The organism is Ruminococcus flavefaciens, from assembly GCF_900143025.1.
Classification (GTDB): Bacteria; Bacillota; Clostridia; order Oscillospirales; family Ruminococcaceae; genus Ruminococcus; species Ruminococcus flavefaciens_I.
The window spans coordinates 19,047-40,702 of the sequence record NZ_FRCT01000012.1; the positions used below are offsets into that span (position 1 = coordinate 19,047).

General features: G+C 45.8%; 16 protein-coding genes. 5 read left to right on the forward strand and 11 right to left on the reverse strand.

Annotated elements, in window-relative coordinates; translation table 11 throughout:
• Positions 1 to 40: 40 nt before the first annotated feature.
• From rimP to BUB28_RS11985, 6 genes are all read right to left on the reverse strand, one after another.
• On the reverse strand, positions 41 to 514 hold the full coding sequence (gene rimP, locus BUB28_RS11960) for a ribosome maturation factor RimP (protein ID WP_072951726.1): 474 nt from the start codon (positions 512 to 514) through the stop codon (positions 41 to 43).
• Between the two features lie 388 nt (positions 515 to 902).
• Positions 903 to 3,206, reverse strand: a complete 2,304-nt coding sequence (locus BUB28_RS11965) for an AMP-binding protein (RefSeq protein ID WP_072951728.1) — start codon at positions 3,204 to 3,206, stop codon at positions 903 to 905.
• A gap of 246 nt (positions 3,207 to 3,452) precedes the next feature.
• Complete coding sequence (locus BUB28_RS11970) at positions 3,453 to 3,836, reverse strand: hypothetical protein (protein WP_072951730.1); 384 nt, start codon at positions 3,834 to 3,836, stop codon at positions 3,453 to 3,455.
• 60 nt (positions 3,837 to 3,896) lie between these two features.
• The gene (locus tag BUB28_RS11975) at positions 3,897 to 4,688 is read right to left on the reverse strand and encodes a hypothetical protein (RefSeq protein WP_072951731.1); all 792 of its coding nucleotides are present in this window, start codon (positions 4,686 to 4,688) and stop codon (positions 3,897 to 3,899) included.
• A 273-nt stretch (positions 4,689 to 4,961) separates the two neighbouring features.
• Positions 4,962 to 5,687 carry a hypothetical protein gene (locus BUB28_RS11980; RefSeq protein ID WP_072951733.1) on the reverse strand — a complete coding sequence of 242 codons (726 nt, stop codon included), beginning with the start codon at positions 5,685 to 5,687 and terminating at the stop codon, positions 4,962 to 4,964.
• Between the two features lie 12 nt (positions 5,688 to 5,699).
• Complete coding sequence (locus tag BUB28_RS11985; protein ID WP_072951734.1) at positions 5,700 to 6,146, reverse strand: LytTR family DNA-binding domain-containing protein; 447 nt, start codon at positions 6,144 to 6,146, stop codon at positions 5,700 to 5,702.
• A gap of 510 nt (positions 6,147 to 6,656) precedes the next feature.
• Between BUB28_RS11985 and BUB28_RS11990 the strand changes: the two genes are divergently transcribed.
• From BUB28_RS11990 to BUB28_RS12005, 4 genes are all read left to right on the forward strand, one after another.
• Complete coding sequence (locus BUB28_RS11990) at positions 6,657 to 9,074, forward strand: glycoside hydrolase family 94 protein (protein ID WP_072951736.1); 2,418 nt, start codon at positions 6,657 to 6,659, stop codon at positions 9,072 to 9,074.
• A 391-nt stretch (positions 9,075 to 9,465) separates the two neighbouring features.
• Positions 9,466 to 9,789 (forward strand): DUF6442 family protein, encoded by a 324-nt coding sequence (locus BUB28_RS11995; RefSeq protein ID WP_072951738.1) that lies wholly within the window; start codon positions 9,466 to 9,468, stop codon positions 9,787 to 9,789.
• Between the two features lie 14 nt (positions 9,790 to 9,803).
• Entirely contained in the window at positions 9,804 to 10,133 is a 330-nt protein-coding gene (locus tag BUB28_RS12000; protein ID WP_072951740.1) for a DUF6442 family protein, read from the forward strand.
• Between the two features lie 15 nt (positions 10,134 to 10,148).
• Entirely contained in the window at positions 10,149 to 10,358 is a 210-nt protein-coding gene (locus BUB28_RS12005) for a helix-turn-helix transcriptional regulator (RefSeq protein ID WP_072951852.1), read from the forward strand.
• A 217-nt stretch (positions 10,359 to 10,575) separates the two neighbouring features.
• Here the strand turns inward: BUB28_RS12005 and BUB28_RS12010 are convergent, their stop codons facing one another.
• The 4 genes from BUB28_RS12010 to BUB28_RS12025 form a co-directional block, all read right to left on the reverse strand.
• Complete coding sequence (locus tag BUB28_RS12010; protein ID WP_072951741.1) at positions 10,576 to 11,712, reverse strand: hypothetical protein; 1,137 nt, start codon at positions 11,710 to 11,712, stop codon at positions 10,576 to 10,578.
• Positions 11,713 to 11,925: 213 nt separating this feature from the next.
• Entirely contained in the window at positions 11,926 to 15,393 is a 3,468-nt protein-coding gene (gene mfd, locus BUB28_RS12015) for a transcription-repair coupling factor (protein ID WP_347497350.1), read from the reverse strand.
• A 50-nt stretch (positions 15,394 to 15,443) separates the two neighbouring features.
• Entirely contained in the window at positions 15,444 to 16,070 is a 627-nt protein-coding gene (gene pth / locus BUB28_RS12020) for an aminoacyl-tRNA hydrolase (RefSeq protein WP_072951744.1), read from the reverse strand.
• 264 nt (positions 16,071 to 16,334) lie between these two features.
• Positions 16,335 to 17,099 (reverse strand): histidinol-phosphatase, encoded by a 765-nt coding sequence (locus tag BUB28_RS12025; protein WP_072951746.1) that lies wholly within the window; start codon positions 17,097 to 17,099, stop codon positions 16,335 to 16,337.
• A gap of 844 nt (positions 17,100 to 17,943) precedes the next feature.
• On the opposite strand from BUB28_RS12025, the gene BUB28_RS12035 reads away from it, so the two are divergent.
• Entirely contained in the window at positions 17,944 to 19,266 is a 1,323-nt protein-coding gene (locus BUB28_RS12035; protein ID WP_072951757.1) for a hemolysin family protein, read from the forward strand.
• Between the two features lie 248 nt (positions 19,267 to 19,514).
• Here BUB28_RS12035 and BUB28_RS12040 read toward each other — a convergent pair whose 3' ends face one another.
• Positions 19,515 to 21,647 carry an ATP-binding protein gene (locus tag BUB28_RS12040; protein ID WP_072951759.1) on the reverse strand — a complete coding sequence of 711 codons (2,133 nt, stop codon included), beginning with the start codon at positions 21,645 to 21,647 and terminating at the stop codon, positions 19,515 to 19,517.
• Positions 21,648 to 21,656: the final 9 nt, after the last annotated feature.

Below are 21,656 nucleotides of genomic sequence, written 5' to 3' on the forward strand. Positions count from 1 at the left end.
GTAAATTCCTCCAATATATTATATTTTGTTTTTACACATTTCAGAAATCAAGATAAAGCTTTACAAAAGCAATATCTGCGAGAGGGAATTTCTTCTCCTCACCGCTTTCGAGGGTCACGGTAACACCCTCTTTATCTGCGCCCACAAGCTTGGCGATTATTTCCTTTTCCCCGTCCACAGCTCTTATGAAGCGTATCTTTACATCATCGCCCTGACAGACCTCAAAGTGTTCCTCTTTGACCAGCTCGCGCTCCAGACCTGCCGAACCTACTTCAAGCATATAGCTCTGAGGAATGGGGTCCTTTTCGTCAAGGATATCACTTATCGGAGCATTTGCTCGCTCGCAGTCCGCAATGGTTATGCCCTCGTCCTGATCTATAAAGACTCTCAGGTACCACATTGCGCCTTCCTTTTCGTAGCAAACGTCCCAGAGGTAATAGCCCAGCTCATCGGTTATGGGCTTGATAAGCTCATATACCTTTTGTTCCGTACCGCCGAATTTTTTGAATTTCATAGGCAGTTTTTCCCGATATTTCGGGTATCTCCTTTCCCTGCAAAATAATAGTGTCGATATAAATACTAAAGACCGGAAGGTTCCGGTCTTTGGGTTTACTATCATCATAAAGTATTATACCACGGTTTTTCGCAAAAATCAAGTGTTTTTCGGAATTTTTTTCAAAAAATCGCAGATTTTTTCTGCATGGCAAAAACTATTTCGTAACGCCGAGAACGACTCCCTGCATATTGTCATTTATACTTGCGGGCTGCCAAAGGCAGCCCCTACATTTTTGATCCGTCTGCACAGCAGACACCTTAACTCTTAACTAAAAAAGGCGTTCCCACAATCGCAGAAACGCCTTTTAAAATCTAAGTTCTTAGCTCTTAGTTCTTAAATCTCAAACTCAGCCTTTGAGCTCGACACGTCTTATCTTGCCGCTGATAGTCTTTGGCAGTTCATCTCTGAACTCAACTATACGAGGGTACTTGTAAGGAGCGGTATGCTTCTTAACGTAGTCCTGTATCTCCTTTTTCAACTCGTCTGTTCCCTCAGTCCCCTTTACAAGGACGATAGAAGCCTTTACCACCTGACCTCTTACAGGGTCGGGAGCGGCGCTTACTCCACATTCGAGAACGTATGGGAGCTCCATGATAACGCTTTCTATCTCGAATGGTCCGATACGGTAGCCCGAGGACTTGATAACATCGTCAACACGTCCAACGTACCAGAAATAGCCGTCCTCGTCCTTCCATGCAGTATCGCCTGTATGGTAGATGCCGTCGCTCCATGCTTCCTTTGTCTTTTCCTCATCGTTGTAGTAGCCGAGGAAGAGTCCGCATGGTACGTTCTTGTCTGTGCGGATAACTATTTCACCTGTTTCACCTGTCTTTACAGGCTTGCCGTCGGGGTCAACGATGTCAACATCGTAAAGCACACTTGGCTTGCCCATAGAGCCCGGACGGCAGGTCATGCCGACAAAGTTGCCGATAGAAAGTGTGGTCTCGGTCTGTCCGAAGCCCTCCATGAGCTTTACTCCCGTTGCTTTCAGGAACTGGTTGTAGACCTCGGGGTTAAGAGCTTCACCTGCAACTGTTGCGTACTTTATGGAAGTAAGGTCGTACTTTGAAAGGTCCTCCTTGATGAAGAAACGGTACATTGTAGGAGGTGCGCAGAATGTAGTTATATTGTACTTTGCAAACATAGGAAGTATCTTGTTTGCATCGAAGCGGTCAAAGTCATATACAAATACGCAGGTCTCGCTGAGCCACTGTCCGTAGAGCTTGCCCCAGAGCGCTTTTCCCCAGCCTGTGTCCGATATTGTAAAGTGTATGCCGTTAGGGTCTACGTTATGCCAGTAACGGGCTGTGATGAAGTGTCCGAGAGCGTATTTATGGCAGTGTGTAGCTATCTTGGGATAGCCTGTAGTACCTGATGTGAAGAACATGAGGTTCGGGTCGCTGCCGCAGGAAAGCTTCTCGGGGTCGGTAGGACGCTCGAATACATCGCTGAAGCCTGCAATTCCCTTGTCGAAATCCTCCCAGCCCTCACGCTCGCCGTGTGCCATCATCTTGATGAGCCTTATGCCGAGCTCTTCCTCTGCAAGGTCTACCTGATGTGCAACATCTCCGTCGCCTGTACATACGATAGCCTTTACTCCTGCTGCCTTGAAGCGGTATGTAAAGTCATGCTGCACGAGCTGATTTGTTGCGGGGATAACGATAGCACCTATCTTGTGGAGCGCTATGATAGAGAACCAGAACTGATAATGTCTCTTGAGGACGAGCATTACTCTGTCGCCCTTCTTTATGCCCTTTGACATGAAGTAATTAGCTGTCATGTTGGAATACTTCTTTATATCCGCAAAGGTAAATCTTCTCTCGGACATATCATTTCCTACATAGATAAGTGCTTCCTTGTCAGGACATTTGGCTGCAAGTGCATCAACTACGTCGAAGCCGAAGTTGAACTTTTCCTCATTGATGAAGCTTATTCCTGTAAGTGAGCCAAGTGTATCTGTTTCGAGCTTTACGAAATTATCAGCAACAGGATCCTGTATATGTGCAAGGTCGAAATTCGTAACACCCGGAAGTATAACGGGTTCAAGGTTTGAGATAGCGTGCTGAGGCTGATTTACGCCGCATACTATAGCGTAGAACTTACACTCCCTGCCGCCTACTGCCCATTCGTCATGAGGCTCGGAGCTGTCGTAGTAGATAGAGTCGCCCTCGTTAAGTATCTCAACGTTATCGCCTACGCGGACTTTGAGCTGTCCGCTGATAACGATATCCATTTCCTGACCCTCATGGGTATGTGGGTGAGGGACTCTGTACTCCTCATCAATATAAGGGATAGTTACAAGGAAGGGCTCTGCTATCTTGTTGCGGAACTTAGGTGCAAGGCGGAAATAGCTGAGTCCCTGACGTCTTGCGATAGGAAGTCCCTCACCTGCTCTTGTTATATCATAGCTCTTGATATGCGGAGATTCGCCCTCCATAAGGTCGGTTATCTCAACGCCGCAGGCATTTGCGAATTTATATATAAAGCTGAAGCTGAAATCTTTTGCTCCGCCCTCATATGCCATGTATTCATAGGAAGAAACGCCGATCTTGCCAGCCATTTCCTTCGGAGTCAGACCTACAGATTCTCGCGTAAGCCTTATTCGCTCAGCGACCTCTCTTATCTTAAATTCGGGATCAAAATTTCTCATAGCAAGCCTGCTCCTTTCTGCATTTTTCAAATAAAAAAAGGCGGTATCCGCCTTGTACTGACGTATTATTAATTATATCACCGCCCTTCTGAGTTGTCAATGATTTTCTGACTGCCAAATGGTAAAATGACAGCAAAAAGCCCCTCTCACCATACCTGCGGCGGCACTGAGAGGAGCTTTTTATTTTATTATAAATCCCATTTTATGTCCTATATCATCAGTGTTTTTTACAATCGTACCCTTATATCATTTTCTTACAATAACTGCAACGCGGCCGCGATTGAGCTCTCTTGCCAATGAACCGGATGCTATATAAACAGGATCAGGTATCGGATCAATATATCCCGGATTCCAATCTATCTCCTCATCCGGATCTATTACGATCGGAATATAATCAGGGTCAACATAGCCTTTTCTTCCGAATGATAATGCTAACGTACCGAGCCTTCCGTCTTTCTTTAAAAAGCGCTTAACTATTGCTCTCTCAACAACAGCGTCCTGCTCATCTTCCCAAGCCTGCTGCTCTTCTGATTTCAGATCTGCACTTGCTGTCATAGCACTTGTCATTGGAACTGCACACATTGCTGTTGCTGCTAATGCAACGAATATCTTCTTTATAGTATTTTTCATAATAAACCCTCCTGATAATATATTTTTACTCTATAACTCGCTTGATATCATATGCAAGCATCAGTTTACTGCTTTTAAAGTGCCTTCCTTGGAAAACGTGAAATCTACTTCTACTGCCTTGCGCATAATAACAGGCTTTGTGATCTTTCTGCTTACAAGCACCCATTTGCCCTGATTATTAAGGCGCCATACCTCTGTGATAAAGTTGCCGCCCTTTGTATAGCCTGTTATCTCCTTGAATACATAGTAATTATAACCGAGATAATATTCAGTCTTTGTAACTCTGCTTACAAGTGTTGCGTTAGCTGCAGGATCGTTTGCTGTTTTTCTATTGATAAGGTATCCGTACCATTTGCCGGTTTTAATGTTCTTCTTGCCGTTCTGCCAGTATTCCATTATATACTTGCCGTCTGTAGTATAACCGATAACAACTGTTATTGTATTCTTTCCGCTTACATATGAAAGTGTGAATACTTCTTCTACGATCTGTGAAAAAGTAATAGGCTTTAAATCAGGACGAAGCAGCTGCGGAGGAGTGATTCTGATGTCGCGGATATCAGGCTCTACAAATCTGACTTCTTTTATTTTCGGAAGATCGGGAATGGTTGGATTAATAGGATCTATCGGTATCTTTGTATCTATATCTAATGTTCCTATCTTTTCTTTAAGCTCATAAGATAAAGATGCAGAATTGATCTTTGTAAGATCAGCCTTGCTAAGCTCTAATCTGGTTGCCTTGTCTATGTTGAGTATCCTGTCTGCGGCACTTGCCGAAAATGAACCTGCCATTGGTACTGCACACATTGCGGCTGCTGCTATTGCTGTTATAATTCTCTTAAATGTAGTTTTCATAATAATCTCTCCTTAAAAATAAATAAAATATAGTAAAGTACGGAATATTTGCCTGTATTCTGGCTTTCGTTTCGGTGTTGCGCAACCCTATGCTCTTATTATACTCATTTTTCTCTCTTTGCATAGGTGTAATTTGTCACTTGTTGAGTGACATTTGTCACTTTCGGAATGACATATGTAACGCTGAACATTATAAATGGTCGGACAACCTTATAGCATGGTTACGCTCTGCAAACACAAAGGCGGCTGAACACAGCCGCCTTTAACTTCCTCTTATTCTATTATCTTTACCTGACTATACTCATTGACGCTTAGTGTGACCCCCGTTTCAAAATCAACATATCTCTCGCCTGTATCTCCTGTGTTCTTATCAAAAAACAGATTGTACTCTATATCAAAATCCCCCTTATATCCGCCTGTATCTATGGCTATTAATGCATTTTCGTCCATGCCGTCCCAGTCCACGGAAAAATTATTACCTTCAAAGTTGATCTCTATAGCTGAAAAAGTTACGCTTTTGCTTCCTGTATATTCTGCCGTCACCAGTACGGGAGCAAATACGTTAGTATACTCTTCATCTAAAGTATAGACCTCTATACAGGTATCCTTATCATTGAAAGTATGCTTTGTATAACCCTTTATCTCATCTCCTGATCTGTATTCACCAATAACCGAATTTTTTATAAGATCACTGTTCATTAGTCGGATATGGGGTTCGGATATCATATCCATACGTGAAATATTCATTTTTGCTGAGAAAAACAGTATAAGTACAACCCAAAGTACGAGAATAATGCCTATTGCACTTGCCAGAGTCACTATAACAAACTTAACAGGCGACATAATGGGCTTTATTTTGGCTCCTCTGCCCTCTGCAAGCCTCTTGTTTATCCTTCGTGTGTATAACGACTTATATATCGCAAAGGCTATGGCTATTACGACAGCAATGGCCATTAAAAATCCCATTATAACAAAAAGAAAATTTGAATTTGTTCTCATGTTCACCCCTCCCTATATTCCTAAAAAATCCTTGAATATGTAGTAATACGTCCGCGTAACGTCAACTCTTGCACCGTTTTTCATGGTCAGCGTGAATTTCTGCGAAAGTGCAGGGCGTATGCTCTTTATATGCGACACCGACACTATCACGGAATTGCTCACACGGATAAATTCCTTCGGGTCGAGTATCTCCTCAAGGCGTTTCAGAGTTTCCGAAAGACGGTACTCCTCGCCGCCGCAGTACGCTGCTATATAATGTGCAAAGCTTTCGATATGGGAGATATCACTCGTTTCAAGCCTGTATATCTCATTATTCCTGCGAGCTATAAGATGCTTCACCGTAACGTTGTTCTCCGAGAGTATAAGCTCCGCGCTGTCATCTATATCAATACCCTTTTTTATCAGTTCAGCCGCTATTGCATCGTAGTGTTCGTCGCTTACAAGTAATCTTATTTTCATTGCCCCTTGACCGCCTCCTTATATCATTTGATAAGCTTATCTTGAATTTATTATAATCGACCCGTCTGCAAAAATCAATACTCTGCGCATACCTTGCAATTACAGACGCACAACTTGCACTTCTATCGTTTCATAATTACTGTTGAGCCTCTAACTGTGAGATATCGTTTCCTACAGGCTAATAGCTGGCAGGCGCACACTGTGCGTCCCTACATTACTTTCTGCTCATTACTCACTTGCGGGAGCCCGAGAGCGGGCTCCCCTACAAGCTAAGGGCTGGTGCACAGTGTAAAACAAAATGTATAAGCATGACAGGAAAGTGATATAACATTTAGAGTAATTATGGCGAAATATTACAAAATGTAGTAAAATATCGTCAATTTTTGCGAATGTTCACGTTGTATTCATATTTACCCCCTTGTCAAAATCCACATTCAATGCTATAATTAGAATGATATTTTCTGCCTGCGGAAAGCACTGTCCAATGGCAGCTGAGAAGGAGAATGTAATATGCAGTACGGACATTTCGATCTTGAAAACAAAGAATATGTCATCACTAACCCCGCAACACCCGCACCTTGGGCTAACTATCTCGGTGATCCCGAATACGGTGCTATGATATCCAATAACGCAGCAGGCTACAGCTTCGTTAAATCAGGCGCAAACGGCAGACTTTCGCGTTTCCGCTTCAATTCCGATATGGCTCTCCCGGGACGCTATATCTATATAAGAGATAATGATACCGCTGATTACTGGTCAGCTTCATGGCAGCCTGTAGGCAAGCCCCTCGACAAATATAAGAGCGAGTGCCGCCACGGTACAGCTTATACCGTAATTTCTGCCGAATATGCTGATATCAGATCAGAGACTACATACTATGTTCCATACGGAAAAACATACGAGGTATGGAGAGCTAAGGTAACAAACAATTCAGATAAAGAAAGAAAGCTTTCCGTTTTCGGTTTCATAGAGTTCACAAATGAGCCTAACTATGAGCAGGATCAGGTAAACCTCCAGTACACACTGTTCATCACACGTACAAGCTTCGAGGGCGGCAACCGTATCCTCCAGCACATGAACGAGAATACAGGCTTCGATGAGAACGGCTACAACGGTCAGGAGAGATTCTTCGGTATGGTAGGTCAGCCTGTTACAGGCTGCTGCGGAAGTCTCAGCGACTTCATCGGACCTTACAGAACTTTCTCAAATCCTATCGCTGTTGAGAACGGCAAGTGCAGCGGCGTTATGAACTATAACTCCAACTCCTGCGGTGCTCTCCAGAGCGATATCACTCTTGCACCGGGCGAGACAAAGGAATTCATCTTCGTTCTCGGCGAGCGCAAGGACCCCGAGGCTGCTGCTATACTTGACGAATACAAGGCAGCAGGAAAGGTAGATGCAGAAGTTAAGCAGCTCAAGGACTACTGGCACGGTCAGCTCTCAAACTTCAAGGTTGAGACCCCTTCCGATGAATTCAACAACATGATAAATGTATGGAACGCTTATCAGTGTTTCATCACATTCATATGGTCAAGAGCCGCTTCCTTCGTATACTGCGGTCTCAGAAACGGCTACGGCTACCGCGATACAGTTCAGGATATTCAGGGTATCATTCATCTTGACCCTGAAATGGCTGCCGAGAAGATACGCTTCATGCTTTCTGCTCAGGTAAGCAACGGCGGCGGTCTCCCGCTTGTTAAGTTCGACCACAATGCAGGTCACGAGACCTGCCCTGACGAGAACGATGAGCACAGCGTTTACGCTAAGGAAACAGGTCACCCTTCATACCGTGCAGACGATGCTCTCTGGCTCTTCCCGACTATCGTTAAGTATCTCGGTGAGAGCGGCAACAAGGGCTTCCTCGATGAGGTCATCACATACGCAGAAGAAGGCGGCGGAAAGGCTACCGTTTACGAGCATCTCAAGAACGCTATCCGCTTCTCTATGGAGCGTCTTGGCAGTCACGATATGCCTGCCGGCCTCCACGCTGACTGGAACGACTGTCTCCGCCTCGGCGCACAGGGCGAGTCCACATTCGTTGCATTCCAGCTCTACTATGCTATGAACGTTATGCGCGACATGGCTAAGGACAAGAACGACACAGACTACATCACATACCTTGACGGCGTTCAGAAGAAGCTTGGCGACGCACTTGAAAAGTGCTGGGACGAGGACAGATTTATCCGCGGTATCCGCGACAACGGCGTTATCGTTGGTGCTAAGAAGGATCCCGAGGCTAATATGTGGCTCAATCCTCAGAGCTGGAGCGTAATCTCACGCTTCGCTTCCGATGAGCAGGCTGAAAAGGCTATGAACAGCGTTCACGATATACTCAATACACCTTACGGTGCTAAGCTCCTCGAACCACCTTACAAGTATCACCACTTCAAGGGTGCGCTCATGCAGGTATTCAACCTTGATACAAAGGAAAACGGCGGTATCTTCTCACAGTCACAGGGCTGGCTCATACTTGCCGAGTCTCTCCTCGGTCACGGCGACCGTGCATTCGAGTACTTCCTCGAAAGCTCACCTGCTGCTATGAACGATAAGGCTGAGATACGTGTTATGGAACCATACGTTCACGGTCAGTTCACCGAGTCAAAGGCTTCTCCTTACGAGGGACGTTCACACGTTCACTGGCTCACAGGTACAGCTTCGACAGTAATGGTCGGCTGTGTTGAGGGTATCTGCGGTATGCGTCCTGACCTTAACGGTCTTACTATCGCTCCGTCTATCCCTGCTAAGTGGGACGGCTTCAAGATCGAGAAAAACTTCCGCGGCAAGAAGCTCAACATCAATATCGACAACTCCGCACACGTTCAGAGCGGCGTTAAGGAACTCACACTCAACGGCGAGAAGCTTGCAGGCAATTATGTTCCTGCTGATAAGCTCAAGGACGTTAACGAGATAAACGTAGTACTTGGATAATGCGTAATTCATAATGCGTAATGCATAATTAAGGCACTGTGAAAATCACAGTGCCTTTTTATGCGCGAATGACCATGTGTAGGGGACGACGTTCCCTACACATGGTCATTTATAGTTCGTTGATTATTTACGGGCGAACACTGTTCGCCCCTACAAACCACTATGCACTAATCACTTGCGGACGCGCAATGCGCGTCCCTACTACTCTCTACTCACTACTTACTACTCACTCAAATTGTGCAAGTCGTTTAAATACACTTGTGCCGAATTGTGCAATCGAACAATTCTGACAAGTTTGCTTTGCAAGTTCTTGACAAGTACACTTGGCAGTGCTATAATACAATTACCAAGTAAACTTGGCAAAACATCACATGATATGGGAGGTACTACTATGAACAAGGAAGAAATACTCGAAAAAAGCAGACACGAAAATAAAAACCGTGATATTTCCGAAATTTCTCAGACAAAGGACGCTTCAAGATTTGCTATCATATTCAGCCTTGCCTTTTATATTATATATTCAACGCTTACTATGATAGCACATAAGCCTTTAAACAAAGGCATTGCAGCTATGGAGACCTGTGTTATGTTTGCAGTTTATCTGCACAAATCAATAAAAACAAGAAAAAGCGAACATATATTATGTGCAGTCCTTATGGGAGAAGCATTTCTTATGTTCTCATTTGTGGCAATAATGGAACTGTTTAAAAAATAAGGTGGTGTATCAATATGAATAAAGAAGAAATTCTCGCAAAAAGCCGTCAGGAAAACAAAAACCGTGACATTGCAGAAATAGACAGGGCAAAAAGTGATTCAAGATTTGCCGTGATACTAACTATGCTCTTTACCTGCCTATATGCTGTAATGACTTTACTCATCACAGGAAAGATGAATTACGGGGCACTTGCAACTGCAATATGTATGCTTTTTTCAATGCAGTTGCACAGAGCCATAAAAAACAAAAATACAGGAGATATTCTATGTGCTTCAGTCATATGCTTATTTTTTCTCCTGTTGACATACATGGCAGTCCGCGAGCTTTTCGGCTTCAAACCATAAGGCGGTGACTGCATGATAGACGATTCACTTATACTCCGAAACCGCCTGAAAGAGATACGCAAGGAGCAGCGGCTCTCACAGGACGAGCTTGCAAAAATGGTGGGTGTTTCCCGTAATACCATAAGCTCCATAGAAACAGGGCAGTTCAGTCCCACGGCTAAGCTTGCACTTGTGCTATGCATTGCACTTGATAAGAAGTTTGAGGATATCTTTTACTTTGACTGATGCAGGCAGCGTCACGCTCGTAAACTCGCTCACTCTTTTCAAAAACGTTGATCGTATTTCGCTTATGGCACATTTAATTCCGAATTTAAAAAGCCAGCCCTTACATTCTGATCCGTCCGCATAGCGGACACATTAACTTTAAACTCTCAACTTGCAGGCGGATAATATCCGCCCCTACAGCACAAAAAAGCTTCCGTATAAAACGGAAGCTTTTTTATTATCTGTCTTTAACTTTTTCGATCTGCATTGAAGCTTCTTCAATAGCTGCCTGTGCCTCAGCATTCACCTTGTCGGCTTGTTCCTTGGCTTTTTCGATCTCGTCTAATATCTTCTGTTCAGCATCAGATGTATCGGAGATCGCCTGTTTGAGCTTAGCTTCAAACTTTTCCATTTCAGCTGCGGCTTTTTCGTATTCCTCCGAATTCTGTACCTCTTCCATAAGCTTTTCATACTCAGACTTGAGTTCTTCTCTCAGCTTAGGATCAGTTGCTGCAGCTTCCATTTCTTTAACTTTCTTTTCGTACTCAGCTTTCAGCTTTTCCTTTTTATTTTCGATATCTTCCTTGATATCACCTATCTTCTCCTCGACCTTTTCCTTAATGTCCTCAGCCGCAGAAGCAGGTACTATCGGTATGGAATTGCCGTCCTCGTCGTAGAATACGATATTGTCGATATACATATCCGACTCATTGGCTACGCCCCAGCGCATTATAAGGAAGTTTGCGTCCTCCATTTCCTCTGTCCAGCACTGTCCGCTGTCAGCCAGCAGGAACTTGAACTGAGCGTGTATTGCGCCCGATGCTTCAAAATTATACTCACCTCCTGAGAAGTCCTGAAAATCATACCACTTCTCCTGTGCGGTAACGGTTCCGCCGCCGCCGCCTATCCAGCCGGGAGCTTTTACGACCTCGCCGTCATCTCGCTTCAATCCCTCTGCGGTAGCCTCAGCGTACATATCAAATTCTATCCTGCGCACCTTTGCTGCACCGGCACTGCCCAGAAGTTTCGTTACGTTTATGCCTATTTTCTGCACCTTGCCTTCAAGAGGTACGGTGTTGTCATCGGCAAATTTCAGCATCTTGTTGCCCATAAGCTCCGCAACCGAAAGCTCACCCTTTGCGCAGTCCTTATCATCGGTCTTGACAGATGCAAAATCAAATCTGCCGTCATCAAAGGTTATTGCATTCGGGTCTGTAGCTTCCACAGGTGTAGGAGGTACGAGCTCCTCGGTAGTAGTTTCAACAGTAGCCGAGGGATCCGATTTATCGTCGGATTTCTTCTTATCGCTGCATCCCGCAGCACAGGCTGCAAGGGCAAAAGCCATCGCACCTGCGATAAAGTTTTTGTAGTTCATATTTGCTTCTCCCTGTACAAAACTGTACTTTCTTACTTTTATGCACTGTGCTCTGCATAACAGTGCCTTTCTTTGTTTACAACTTCATTTTAGCATAAAAACGCAGGTATGTAAAGTAACATATCGTCCAAATCGCAGTACATATTTTGCAACACAATACACAAAAATTGCGCTCAAACATCAGGTTGACCAAATATTGCTGACGGTATTTTTCTATTTCTTTTCTCTGTTCTGATAAAATATTTCGACAGTTTCTCTCATCATATCAAAGGGGCGTATCTTCGGCGATATCTTCACAGATACATAGGACTTGCCCACGCCATTGAAGGTTATCCTGCCCTTGTATGCCTGCTGCAATGCAGCTATCTGCTCGGGTACAAGATACTCGGTATAGAAGTACATAGCGCCATTTTTCTGTGATATTTCGGTAATACCAAGATGTGCAGCCTTGTTTCTGAGAAGCGATACATCAATGAGTCCCACCACCGACTTAGGCGGTTCGCCGTAACGGTCGATAAGCTCGTCGATAAGGTCGGTCTTGTCACTGTCCTCGTTCACGAGCATTATCTTGCGGTACATATCTATTCGCTGATTAAGGCTTGATATGTACTTTTCGGGAATATGTGCATCTATCTGTATATCCACAAGACACTCGGGTATCTTCTCGGGCTGCTCGCCCTTTTCCTCGGCTATGGCTTCCGAAAGGAGCTGCAAATACATATCATAGCCTACAGCCTCCATGTGTCCGTGCTGTCTGCCGCCGAGAATACTTCCTGCTCCTCTTATCTCAAGGTCACGGAGAGCAATTCGGAAGCCGCTTCCGAACTGGGTGAACTCACGCATTGCGTTCAGTCGCTTTGTAGCTATTTCTGTAAGGACTTTATCACGCTGATAGGTAAAATACGCATAGCCCCTGCGGTTTGAACGTCCTACTCGTCCGCGGAGCTGATACAGCTGTGAAAGTCCGAAGCGGTCGGAGTCCTCTATGATAAGGGTGTTTACATTCGGCACATCAACACCTGTCTCGATGATAGTGGTGCAGACAAGGATATCTATTTCATGCTCAACAAGCTGCTCCCATATATCCGACATTTCCTCCTCGCTCATCTGTCCGTGAGCAACTGCTATCCTTGCTTCGGGGAGAAACTCCTGCAAGCGGGCTGCACAGGCTGTTATAGTCTCTACGCGGTTGTGGATATAGTACACCTGTCCGCCGCGGCGAAGCTCCCTGACTATGCCCTGTACCACTGTTCCGATATTGTACTCGATAACGTAGGTCTGAACGGGATATCTGTCCTGCGGAGGTTCTTCGATAACCGACATATCGCGTATTCCGCTCATTGCCATATTCAGGGTACGAGGGATAGGAGTTGCGGAAAGCATGAGCACATCAACTCCCGTAAAACTCTCCTTGAAGCGCTCCTTGTGAGCAACTCCGAAACGCTGCTCCTCGTCGATTATAGCAAGACCCAAGTCCTTGAATACCACTGATTTCTGGATTATCTTGTGAGTACCTATTATAATATCTATTCGTCCCTGCTTCAGCTTCTTTATTATCTCCTCCTGCTGCTTTGGCGAGCGGTAACGGCTCAGGAGCTCTATCTGCACGGGGAAGTGCTCGAAACGGCGAAGTGCCGTCTGATAATGCTGATAGGCAAGAACTGTTGTAGGTGCAAGTATTGCGCACTGTTTTCCTGCAAGTACGCATTTCATTGCGGCTCTGAGAGCCACCTCTGTCTTGCCGAAGCCTACGTCGCCGCAGAGCAGTCGCTCCATAGGACGTGGGCGCTCCATATCTGCCTTTATCTCGGCTATGGACTGTAACTGGTCATCGGTCTCAACGTATGGGAAACGCTCCTCAAAATCACGCTGTATCTCGTCATCGGGATAAAATGCGAAGCCTACGCTCTTTTCGCGCTTTGCATACAGAGCGATGAGCTCATGTGCCATGTCCTTGACTGCGCGTTTTACATTGCTGCGGGTCTTCTGCCACTCGCCCGAGCTGAGCTTGTTGAGCTTTACGCCGCTGTCGTCACGAGGTCCGATGTATTTCGACACCATATCCAGCTGAGTAACAGGGATATAGAGCTTATCCGTACCTGCGTACTGTATGGTTATGTAGTCCTTTGTAACGCCGTCCATTTCCAGCTTGCGGATACCGATAAAACGTCCGATACCATGTCCTGAATGTACTACAAGGTCGCCCTCGGTGATGTCGGCAAGGGAGCGTATCTCCTCGGCTTTGTTCTTCTTTTTGCGACGCTTCTTGCGTACCGAGTCCATTGAGCGTCCCTGCGTAATGAGTACGGTCTTGTTTTCGGGGTACTCGAAGCCTCCGCCGAAGCTTCCCGACATGAGGACAACTCTGCCGCTTTTGGGCTCTATGTTGTCCGACGCGATATCACAGGGTATACCGTTTTCGTCTAAGTCCTGCTGTATTATGGGCAGGGTCTTTTCGCTTCCTGCCGCAAGTATCATTCTGTAGCCGCGGTGCCTGTAGTCCTCCAAGTCCTCCACAAGCTGCTTCATCTCGCCGCTCCACGGTGCAGTCTGCATAGCCTCGAAGCTTACAAGTCTGCGGTAGTCTATACGCTCGCCGCCCTGCATGAAGCTGCTCATGTAGAGGCATACACGTTTTTCCGCAATATGCTGTACCTCCGCAAGCTCCAGCACATAGCCGTCAAGCCCCTTGCAGAGCTGTCCGTCCTCCATGAGTATCTTTATATCCTCATTGTGGCGTGTAAGGACTCCTGCGGCGTTGTCCATAATGTCGGAATAGTCGCTGAATATGACAGAACCGCCGATATAGTCGAATACTGTCGATGCCTCGCCGTATACGAGTGGATAGTACTTGACGCTGTGAGCAAGTATCTCCCCTGCTCTCAGGCGGTGTACGTCCGCACCCAAGTGCTCACGGACTGCGTCCATGTGCTTGCCGCGGACTTTTTTGCACAGCTCCTCTATCTTGCAGGCAAGCTCCTCGTTATCGTAAAGCACCTCTCCCGACGGGTATACCTCAACAGCTTCAAGTGCGTCAGTGCGTCGCTGTGAATCGGTCTCAAACTCGGATATGGAGTCTATCTCGTCACCCCAGAGCTCGATACGTACAGGTTTATCCGCCTGCACAGGAAATATATCCACAATAGAGCCTCTTATGGAGAACTGTGACGCTCCCTCTACCTTTTCGCACCGCTGATAGCCGCACTTTGCAAGAGTCAGCGCAAGGTCTGACAAGTTCACTTCCTGTCCCTGTTTCAGCTCGATACCTGCGGCTATAAGGACTCCCACAGGTATAACGGGCTGCATTACAGCCTCTATGCTTGCGCAGATAACGGAACAGCGCCCTTTAGCCGCTTTTATAAGGGCGGATATACGCATATGCTCATATTCGTGGTTGGTGCTGTCAACAGGCGTGAATACCAGTTCCTTTGACGGAAAAAGCACAGCATCTTCCCTGCCTGCCATCATATTTATGTCGTCGCAGAGCTTCTTTGCCTCTGCCTCCGAGCCCGTTACAACAAGGTCTATCTTTTCACTGCACAGGGAGTATATGAGCTGAGCCCTGTGTATATGTGAAAGACCTGTAACAGATACAGGCGATATCTTCTTGTCTATGGCTTCACGCAGGCTCTTATAGCCTGCAAGCTCGGTAAATAGGTCTTTAAACAGTTTCATCATCATTCTCCGTAAACGAGTTCAAGCCGCGGCAGTGATGCAGCGGCTATGTAAAATTATGAATTGTACTTGTTCATGGCTTCATCGGTCTTGCCCTGTACCATGAGTTTTATGCACTCGCAGGCGTTTTCGGCTGACTGCTTCATAAGCTCGCCGTCCTCCTTGCCGAATTTGCCAAGAACCCACTTTGCAAGGTCGTAATCGGGGTGCGGCTTCTTGCCTACGCCCATTTTTATGCGCGGATAATCGTCCCTGCCTGTAAGCTCGCATATGCTACGCAGTCCGTTGTGTCCGCCGTGACTGCCCTTTCTGCGTATCCTCAGCTTGCCGCAGTCCAGTGAGATATCATCGCATACTACTATTAAATTCTGCACATCTATCTTATAGAACTCCAACGCCTGTACTATTGACTCGCCGCTATTGTTCATATAGGTGGTGGGCTTCAGCAGCAGGCATCTCTTATCGCCGATAGTTACTTCGGCAGTCTTGCCCTTGAACTTCAGACGGTCTATCTTCTCGCCGAGCTGCTCCGCAAACATATCCATTACCATAAAGCCTGCATTGTGTCTTGTGTTTTCGTATTCAAGTCCCGGATTGCCAAGACCTGCGATAACATATTCTATTTTACCTCTTGTCGAGGAAGAATTTGCGGAAATCCTGTCGAATACATCAAAAATACTCATTTATTTCTCTCCTTCTGTTCCGTAATTATCAACGTAGGGGCTTGATGCCTGCATCAGCCCGACAAAATTGCGGAACAACTCAGGGCGATGTGGACATCGCCCCTGCATTTTAATCAGTCCGCACAGCGGACACCATAATTATGCATTATGCATTGACGGGACGTCGAGGACGCCGTCCCCTACATTCGGTTATTTTCTGTTGCTGCGAAACTTGCAGGCGGATAATATCCGCCCCTACAAAGCGGCGCAGCCGCTTCCTAACGGCTAACGGCTGATATCCAACCGTTCCACCAGTTCGAGTCCGTATTTTTCAGCGAAACAGCGGCATTTCTCGATAGGTGCTTCGTCCGAAAGCGCCTGCGGAAAATGTGCGTCGCAGCCGATTATAGCCTTGTTGCCCACCTTCTGCGCGATACGGAAAAACTTATCGCAGGGGTAGTGCCTGTTGTCCCTGAGTCCTAACAGATTTATCTCCAGAGGTATGTCCTTGCCTTTTAAATAAGTACAGAGCCGCGTGAACTCCTTTTCGTAAAGCTTATCGCTGCCTGTAAAGCAAAGCAGGTCGGGGTGTGCGAGATAAAGATAGCGTCCCGACTCCATACCCTCGATTATGCGGTCAACGTACTGCACGAGAAGTCTCTCGTCCGCTGTGGGGACTCCCATATATGCTCCCCATGTCTCGGGATCGTTGAAGTGCTGACCCATTATCATGTAATCAACAGGATAATCCTCAAGAAATCTGTCCTGCTTTTCTATGAGCTGAGGAATATACTCCGCCTCAAAGCCTATGTATATCTTTATGTCTGATGCATACTCCCGTTTAAGGTCGGTCAGTGACCTGAAATAGCCCTCTGTCTCCTCGGGAGTCATACGTATACGTGAAATATAGCCGTCATCAAATACCCACGGACAATGGTCGGAAAAACCAAGCTCCTTCATGCCGTGTGCTATGGCGTGCTCTACATACTCCCTGTCCTCGCCCAGTGCGTGATGACAGCGCGAAGTATGTGTGTGATAATTTGCAAACATGAGCCGTGCTCCTTTCAAACTATGATTATACCACGTTTGAGTAAAAAATTCAAGCACGAAGCTTTTATTATTAATGTTTGCTGTATGAAACAGCTTGACAAATCACACTATAAGGTGTACACTATATACATAAGGTTATATTCTGATCTTAAATATTATGTAAAGGATGTATCACAAATGAAAAACGTACTCAAAAAAATTGCAGCAACCGCATTAGCATTCACTCTTCTCGGCACGGGTTCAGCAATCACAACATCATCAAAATCCAAAAACACTTTTACAGCAACCGCAGCCTCCTGCAAACACAATTGCAGACGCTATTCGCATCATATAGATAAAGGAGAAACTCACTATACATATGGGTGGTTCGCAAATTCTTTAATCTGCACTGGATGCTATACAGATTACACCGAATATATATATTGCAGTGGCTGCAACAATTTTCTTTACACAAGAAATTATACCCTTCGCAATTGGTAAATATAATTTAAAAGCTCTCTTATATGGAGAGCTTTTCTTATGCACTGATGATATTAATTCAACGGGCGCACAATGTGCGCCCCTACTTTGCTCTTAGCTCTTAGTTCTAAGTATTAATCACTACAACTAATGCCGATTGCTTGACAAAAGTACAAAAATATTGTATAATATTATAAACTTATAGAACAGGAGATGAAACTTGCAATGGACGGTGCCCCTGACGGCAGTAATCCACATTATTACGGAATAAACTCCGTTACATATGTATTTTCAAGGCATGGTCTGCACTATCGTTTGTGTTAGGCTGTGCCTTTATGAGGTTATACATAAATAAAAAAATACTTTATCTAACGGAGGATATGAAATGATAGGGCAGATAATTCTGCAAATTGTACTCATCGCGCTTAATGCGCTTTTCGCTTGCACTGAGGTGGCGGTCATTTCCACAAGCGATGTAAAACTCGAAAAACTTGCCGCAAGCGGCAACAAAAAAGCCATAAGGCTCAAAAAACTCACAGATTCACCCACACGCTTCCTTGCTACCATACAGGTCGCTATTACTCTTGCAGGCTTCATCGGTGCAGCCTTTGCTGCCGACAGCTTCGCCGAGTATCTGACCTCTGCAATTGCCAAAACAGGCATAGGCATACCTGCGGCTGTTCTCAAAAAATGCTCGGTAGTTCTCATAACATTGCTGCTCTCATACTTTACACTTGTTTTCGGAGAGCTTGTACCTAAGCGTGTTGCAATGAAAAATCCCGAAAAGATAGCTCTCGCCATGAGCAAAACTATTACCGTTGTTGCTAAAATATTCGCACCTTTTGTATGGCTGCTCAACGCTTCATCTAACGGTATTCTCAGACTTATAGGCATTGACCCCGAAAGCGATGACGACACCGTCACCGAGGAAGAGATACTTATGATGTCCGATGCAGGTGCGGAAAAAGGCACTATCGACGAGGACGAGAACCGCATAATCAAAAACGTTTTTGCCTTTGACGATACCACTGCCGAGCAGGTCTGTACCCACAGAACAGACGTTGATGTACTGTGGAGCAGCGATGATATATCCGTATGGGAAGAAACTATCCACCGCACCCGACATTCATCTTTCCCTATCTGCGGCGAAAGTGTGGATAACGTTATCGGTGTGCTCAACGCAAAGGACTATTTCAGACTCGATGACAAGAGCCGCGATAATATTATGAAAGAAGCTGTCCGCGAGCCCTGCTTCGTTCACGAAAGCATGAAGGCTGACCGCCTTTTCGACCAGATGAAGCAGCGCGGTGCAGACCATTTTGCAGTAGTCGTTGATGAATACGGCGGCATGAGCGGTATAATAACGATCACCGACCTTGTTGAGGAGCTTGTCGGCGACTTCGCTGACGACCCCGAGGACGAGCCTGCTGCAAGACTTGAACAGACTGAGGAAAACGTATGGACAGTACCGGGCATGAGCTCTCTCAGCGATGTATGCGACGAGCTTGAAGTCACTCTCCCTGCGGATAAATACGAGACCTTCGGCGGCTATGTTATCGCCGAACTTGGCGAGATACCAAAGGACGGAACTCAGCTCTCTCTCGACAGCGACGGGCTCCATATCGAAGTGCTTGAAGTCAAGCATCACCGTATCGAGGTATGCCGCGTCAAGAAGCTTCCGCCTGCTGAGGAAAAGGAAGAGGATTAAAGCCCTTAGCCTTTAGCCCTTAGGAAGCGGCTGCGCCGCTTTACAGGAACGTTATTGACATTCATAAAAAACTAATAAAAACCCGTAAGCTTAACCTTGATACCCATATAGAAATTTTACACTAATTATTGAGAGAACCCCTTTTGAAAAAGGGGGTTCGGGGGAAAGCCTTTCTTCAGAAAGGTTTCCCCCGATAAATAGTATAAGCTTCTATATTAGTATCGAGGTTAAAGCTTACGGGTTTTTGCTTACATTGTTATTACGAAGCAGACGCTCTTGCCGGGCTGGTTCATAATATGTACCTTGAACTTATGCTTGTCTATAATAGATTTTGCAATTGCAAGTCCAAGACCATATCCGCCGGTTGCACGGTTTCTCGACTGGTCGCTTCTGTAAAATCTCTCGAATATCTTGTCTGTCTCGTCCTCCTTGATGCCTTCACCTGTGTTGTATACCGAGAACATTTTTCTGTCGCCCATTTTCTTCAGCGTTACTCTTACCGTACCGCCCTCGTTTGAGTACTTCAGCGCGTTATCAATAAAGATAGCCGCCATCTGCTTTATGTGTTTTTCACTTCCGCTGAGCATTACGTCCTCGTCAACATTTACCTCAAACTTCTTATTGTTCTCAAACGCCTGACACTCGAAAGGAAGTGCGGTATTTACTATCGCCTTGCTGAGGTTGAAGTATTTACGTTCAAGCTCTGAGGTATTGTTTTCAAGTCTTGTAAGGTTGAGCAGGTCATTGACCAGTATACTCATTCGGTCGGTCTGTGCCTTGATGTACTTCAGCCACTTATTGTCGCCTATCTCGCCTTCAAGTACATCTGCATTTGCAGATATTACTGTAAGAGGAGTTTTAAGCTCATGGCTCGCATCTGACACGAACTGCTTCTGCTTGTTGAATGCAGTCTTGATAGGCTGTATGCTCTTTTTGCTGAGGAAATATGCAAGTACGGAAAGGATAACAAGAGCTATTGAACCGATAAGGATAGTAGTTCTCTTGAGCTGTCCCAGCATTTTCATTTCATAGCTCTTGTCTGTGAATACCATAAGAGTTCCGTTAGGCTTGCTCATCTGGTAGAACTGATATGAATTAACGATACCTGTGTCCATATTCTCCTCAAGTATCTTTGTGATGTAATCCTGTGCTCTGTCATCATTCATATCATCAATATTGATCTTATCAATGTATTTTCCGTTTGTATCAGCCATGAGGACAAAGAACTCTATAGAACTGATACTCTTGGGGATAGTCTGCTTTTTGGGAGAATTCATCGCATTGCTCTGACGATACGGAGCACTCTGCTGACTGCTTCCGTCAGATGACATTGCAGAAGCATCAGTCCTGTTTGCGAGAGGCATTATGTATGCCGACACATCATCAATATATGAAGTCTGCTTTATGTACTCTTCGTCAGACTCAGCTTCATAGCTGCTTTCATCTGTTTCATCTTCTATGCTGTCATAACGGGAATCCATTTCGCCGTGATCGTTGCGCTTTACGGGGTATTCGCTTGAATAAGCCTTTGGCTGCTGTTCCCATGACCATGGGTAAAGCCACGGGTACATCCACGGGTAGCCGCCCCACTGACCATTCCACTGGCCGTTGCTCTGATCGCCCCACTGACCGTTCCACTGTCCGTTATTCTGATCGCCCCACTGACCGTTCCACTGTCCGTTATTCTGATCGCCCCATTGACCGTTCCACTGGCCGTTGTTCTGATCGCCGCCCTGGCCGTTCCACTGACCATTGTTCTGATTGCCCCACTGACCGCTCTGATTGTTCCAGTTGTTCCAGTCGCCCTGATTCCACAAACTTGGGTCCCAGGTAGGAGTTGCACCTGATGCAGCGTCTGTTGCGGGTGCCTGTGTTGCAGGAGCCTGTGTTGCGGGTGCCTGAGTCTCCGGCGGAGCTGTTTCCTGAGGCTGCTCCTCATGCTGCTCCTCATAGATCTCCTGATTTTCCTCAGGAGCCTGTGTATCCTCCTGTGCAGGATCTGTAGGAGCATCTGTTACCTTTTCCTTCTCCTTAGTCTTTTCGGCAGTCGTCTGTGCCTCTGTGGCAGAAGGCTTTTCCGTAGTCGTAGGATCGGCAGGTCTTGTCTCTAAAGGCTTCTTTTCCTTACTTGATTTCTTCTCTTCCTTCGGCTCCGAACCTGTAGGAGGAGTGAATTTGAATTCAGCAATATTATCGTCATATTCAGTACCCGCAGCTATCTTCATGAGTACTTCCTTTGACTGTCCGCGCATTATAGCTTTGGTAATAACATTTATAGAGCCGATAAGCGCTACAAATACCGCAAGAAGGATACTTACGATCATTGTAAAAAGCTTCATCTGCGCTTTTTTGAACATTTTGTCATGTGCTTTCTTGAACATAACAGCATT

Coding starts and splice junctions, on each gene's coding strand:
- rimP (WP_072951726.1), bottom strand. CDS start 514: ATGAAATTCAAAAAATTCGGCGGTACGGAACAAAAGGTATATGAGCTT.
- BUB28_RS11965 (WP_072951728.1), bottom strand. CDS start 3,206: ATGAGAAATTTTGATCCCGAATTTAAGATAAGAGAGGTCGCTGAGCGA.
- BUB28_RS11970 (WP_072951730.1), bottom strand. CDS start 3,836: ATGAAAAATACTATAAAGAAGATATTCGTTGCATTAGCAGCAACAGCA.
- BUB28_RS11975 (WP_072951731.1), bottom strand. CDS start 4,688: ATGAAAACTACATTTAAGAGAATTATAACAGCAATAGCAGCAGCCGCA.
- BUB28_RS11980 (WP_072951733.1), bottom strand. CDS start 5,687: ATGAGAACAAATTCAAATTTTCTTTTTGTTATAATGGGATTTTTAATG.
- BUB28_RS11985 (WP_072951734.1), bottom strand. CDS start 6,146: ATGAAAATAAGATTACTTGTAAGCGACGAACACTACGATGCAATAGCG.
- BUB28_RS11990 (WP_072951736.1), top strand. CDS start 6,657: ATGCAGTACGGACATTTCGATCTTGAAAACAAAGAATATGTCATCACT.
- BUB28_RS11995 (WP_072951738.1), top strand. CDS start 9,466: ATGAACAAGGAAGAAATACTCGAAAAAAGCAGACACGAAAATAAAAAC.
- BUB28_RS12000 (WP_072951740.1), top strand. CDS start 9,804: ATGAATAAAGAAGAAATTCTCGCAAAAAGCCGTCAGGAAAACAAAAAC.
- BUB28_RS12010 (WP_072951741.1), bottom strand. CDS start 11,712: ATGAACTACAAAAACTTTATCGCAGGTGCGATGGCTTTTGCCCTTGCA.
- mfd (WP_347497350.1), bottom strand. CDS start 15,393: ATGATGATGAAACTGTTTAAAGACCTATTTACCGAGCTTGCAGGCTAT.
- pth (WP_072951744.1), bottom strand. CDS start 16,070: ATGAGTATTTTTGATGTATTCGACAGGATTTCCGCAAATTCTTCCTCG.
- BUB28_RS12025 (WP_072951746.1), bottom strand. CDS start 17,099: ATGTTTGCAAATTATCACACACATACTTCGCGCTGTCATCACGCACTG.
- BUB28_RS12035 (WP_072951757.1), top strand. CDS start 17,944: ATGATAGGGCAGATAATTCTGCAAATTGTACTCATCGCGCTTAATGCG.
- BUB28_RS12040 (WP_072951759.1), bottom strand. CDS start 21,647: ATGTTCAAGAAAGCACATGACAAAATGTTCAAAAAAGCGCAGATGAAG.